The organism is Candidatus Obscuribacterales bacterium (genome assembly GCA_036703605.1).
Classification (GTDB): Bacteria; Cyanobacteriota; Cyanobacteriia; order RECH01; family RECH01; genus RECH01.
Map to the genome: position 1 here is coordinate 1 of DATNRH010000915.1, position 3,508 is coordinate 3,508.

The window sequence follows — 3,508 nt, forward strand, 5'->3', positions numbered from 1 at the left end:
CTTGATGCTAGCCATGTATGGCGGGCAGATTGGAGTGTTTGCCGTCCAGGATATGCTGCTGTTCTTCTTTATGTGGGAACTGGAGCTGATCCCGGTCTACTTACTCCTCTCCATCTGGGGCGGCAAGAAGCGGCTCTATGCGGCCACCAAGTTTATTCTGTACACCGCTGGGGGATCGCTGTTCATCTTAGTGGCAGCCCTAGCCATGGCTTTCTATGGCGATTCTGTCACCTTTGACATGCGATCGCTCATGGACAAAGACTTTCCGCTGAAGTTCCAGCTTTTAGTCTATGCCGGCCTCTTCGTGGCCTATGCGGTGAAACTGCCCATTTTTCCCCTACATACCTGGCTGCCCGATGCCCATGGGGAAGCCACGGCTCCAGTGCATATGCTGCTGGCGGGCATTCTCCTGAAAATGGGCGGCTATGCTTTGATTCGCATGAACTGCGAGATGTTGCCCGATGCCCATGCCTACTTTGCGCCTGTCCTTGTCGTCTTGGGGGTGGTGAACATCATCTACGCAGCCCTCACCTCCTTCGCCCAGCGCAACCTCAAGCGGAAGATCGCCTATTCGTCGATTTCCCACATGGGCTTTGTGCTGATTGGGATTGCCTCCTTCACCGATCTGGGCATGAGCGGCGCGGTCTTACAAATGGTCTCCCATGGCTTGATTGGGGCTAGCCTCTTCTTCTTGGTGGGAGCCACCTACGACCGCACCCACACCCTGATTCTGGATGAAATGGGCGGCGTAGGACGGTTGATGCCTAAGATCTTTGCCATGTTTACCACCTGCTCCTTAGCTTCCTTGGCCCTGCCGGGCATGAGTGGTTTTGTGGCGGAGCTGATGATCTTCGTAGGCTTTGCCACCAGTGACGCCTACAGTCTCACCTTTAAGGTGTTGATTGTCATCTTGGCGGCGATCGGCGTGATTCTCACTCCGATTTACCTGCTGTCGATGCTGCGGGAGATCTTCTATGGCCCTGAAAATAAAGAGCTGACTTCCCACGAAGTGCTGATCGATGCAGAACCTCGGGAAGTGTTCATCATTGCTAGCCTGCTGGTGCCAATTATTGGCATTGGCCTCTATCCCAAGCTGATGACCCAGGTATACGATGCCAAGACTCTGCAACTAACCGCCCGAATGCGCAGCTCAGTGACCACGCTGACTGCTCAGCGGCAGGCAACAGCAGATGCCCTGGCGATCGCTCCCCTGCAGGCCCCGTCCCTGCCTCGCTAGATTATCCGCAACTATCCTGAACCTGGGTCGGACATGCCAACCCAGGTTTTTTCATGGCCAACTAATCATTGAAGGGCGTATCTAGGGGATCGTCCTCCGAATAGAGCGATCGCATTCGGCGACGCTGACCCGTAGGTCGTGCTTCCCGCCCCTTCGAAACCACCTGAGGGCTAACCTGGGGCGGCGGGTCTAGATCCATGCGGCGCATACGTTGCTGAATATCTTCCATGAGCTTGCGGTTGGCGGCCATCAGATCAGCAACGAGACCAAAGATCCAAATCTGCACACCGATCAAAATCAAAATAGCTGCCAAGATCAGACTAGGAATGCGGGTGCGCTCTGCCCCCATCAACAGAAAGATTAACCAGCGCGTTCCCAGCAAAAACCCTAGTCCAAAGGGAATGCTGCCCAGCAAGACGAAAAACCGCATCGGTTGGTAAATCATAAAGATGCGGAAAATGGTCAGAATCGATCGCTGGACGTAGGACGGAATACTTTTCACGAGCCGCGACGGCCGGGCAACATAATTCGTGCGAATCGGCACCGAGGTCATGGCAATCCCCTTCTGCCCCGCCTGGATAATCGTTTCCAAGGTATAGGTATAGCGGTTAAACACATTAATCTGCAGCGCCGCCCGGCGACTATAGGCGCGAAAACCGCTGGGTGCATCGGGGATATCGGTATTGCTGGCCAGGCGTACGACCCAACTGCCTAGATTTTGCAACAGTTTCTTGATCGGCGAAAAATGTTTAGTCTGCCAGATGGGGCGCGCTCCGATGACAATATCTGCCTCACCTTGGAGAATGGGCTGGATCAACGCCGGAATATCTTCAGCACAATATTGGTTATCAGCATCGGTGTTGACGATAATATCTGCCCCTGCGCGCAGCGCCGCCTCCAAGCCAGTCATAAAAGCTCGCGCCAGTCCTTGATTGTGGGGCAAACGCACAATGTGATGCACCCCACTAGCCTTGGCAACCGCCACGGTGCGATCGCGGCTACCATCATCAATCACTAACCATTCAATACAGTCGATGCCTGGCAACTGACGCGGCAGCTCTGCCAAGGTTGCGCCCAAGGTCTCTTCTTCGTTGTAGCAGGGAATTTGGATAATCAGCTTTGTCATAGATGACCCTTTTCAGCGCGGTATAGAAGCTTGGTGTTCCTACCAGGAGTGTGCGGCATGTCTAGAGAAGAGCGATCGCTTCGGTACTATTTTAGAGAGAGAAGTGTCGTTGTTGAACCTGATTAGTCTTCCTGTTGAGCAAATGGCTAGCACCTGATGACGATCACTATACGACCTATGTTTATGGACTAGCTAGGGATGGTTGCCTAAATTCCTAGCCACTGATGATTGGGTGGTGCTGAATCAGGGTGTCAAGCTTAAATGAGAAGCACTGAAACCTCCTGCAAACATCTGCAGAGTTATCTGACTATTCAGCAATGCCTCATAGAGAATTAGAGATGGGTTGCTGGTGTTCTTCTCCCCTACTATGCTGATAGAGATAATAAATAAGCGATCGCTCTCTCAATGTACAGAAAAGCGATCGCCCCTTAAGCTTTCTCTTGACATTAAACTGTTTCTCAACGGCTCATGTATTTCCTCAAAACATCAATAAGCTGATCGAGACGACGTTGGATACTTTTGATCTGCTGAATCTGTGAATTTTGCTGATCCTGTTTTTTGTTCATATCCTCGATATATTGATCTCGACTGGATTTAACCTTTAGCTCTAGATAGTCAAAAACACTGTCTTCAAAGCCTTGACGTTGTTCATGCATCTGACGCTCTACTTCGTCAGCCATGGCAGCAAATTCACAATCAATTTTGTTTTGCATCTCACACAGCTCTTTCTCCTTTTTAGTTTGCTGAACTTGATCAACAATTTCAAATAAAACGACAATAATACCCACAACTGGCCCTGCAAACCGGGCAATATTTCCCATATTCTTCGCTAGCCCAACGGCTTGCCAAGGTCTAAATTTGAACCCAATCAATTTCCCGCCTTTGAGGATCAGGTGATGTAGGGAGCTGCCAACAACATCAGCATGTCGCAGAGACTCCGTGCCTCCAGGAATCTTCATAAAATTGCGGATGGCCATAGAGCCAACCTTCACGCCCAGCTCATCAGCAAGACTAGAGAATAGACGATAGGGAATGCTAAATCTAGGCTGGTTGGGGTTTGTGCTGTAGGATCCACTGCCATAGTTAGCTTCCAGGATGACTTCATAGTCTGCAAAGGTTGGGCTTGAGAACACTTCTTCTACTTC

Annotated in this window: 3 protein-coding genes; 1 reads left to right on the forward strand and 2 read right to left on the reverse strand. The window is 51.0% G+C overall.

Features of this window, described 5'->3' with window-relative positions:
* On the forward strand, positions 1-1,237 hold a 1,237-nt coding region (locus V6D20_18755), incomplete at its 5' end, for an NAD(P)H-quinone oxidoreductase subunit 4 (protein ID HEY9817820.1).
* A 61-nt stretch (positions 1,238-1,298) separates the two neighbouring features.
* Here the strand turns inward: V6D20_18755 and V6D20_18760 are convergent.
* Positions 1,299-2,363, reverse strand: a complete 1,065-nt coding sequence (locus tag V6D20_18760) for a glycosyltransferase family 2 protein (GenBank protein HEY9817821.1) — start codon at positions 2,361-2,363, stop codon at positions 1,299-1,301.
* Positions 2,364-2,821: 458 nt separating this feature from the next.
* Positions 2,822-3,508 (reverse strand): LeoA/HP0731 family dynamin-like GTPase (locus V6D20_18765; GenBank protein ID HEY9817822.1); only part of this gene is annotated, 687 nt, incomplete at its 5' end.

Bases quoted from the DNA above. Each gene is read 5' to 3' on its own strand.
- V6D20_18760 (HEY9817821.1), bottom strand. From the start codon at position 2,363: ATGACAAAGCTGATTATCCAAATTCCCTGCTACAACGAAGAAGAGACC.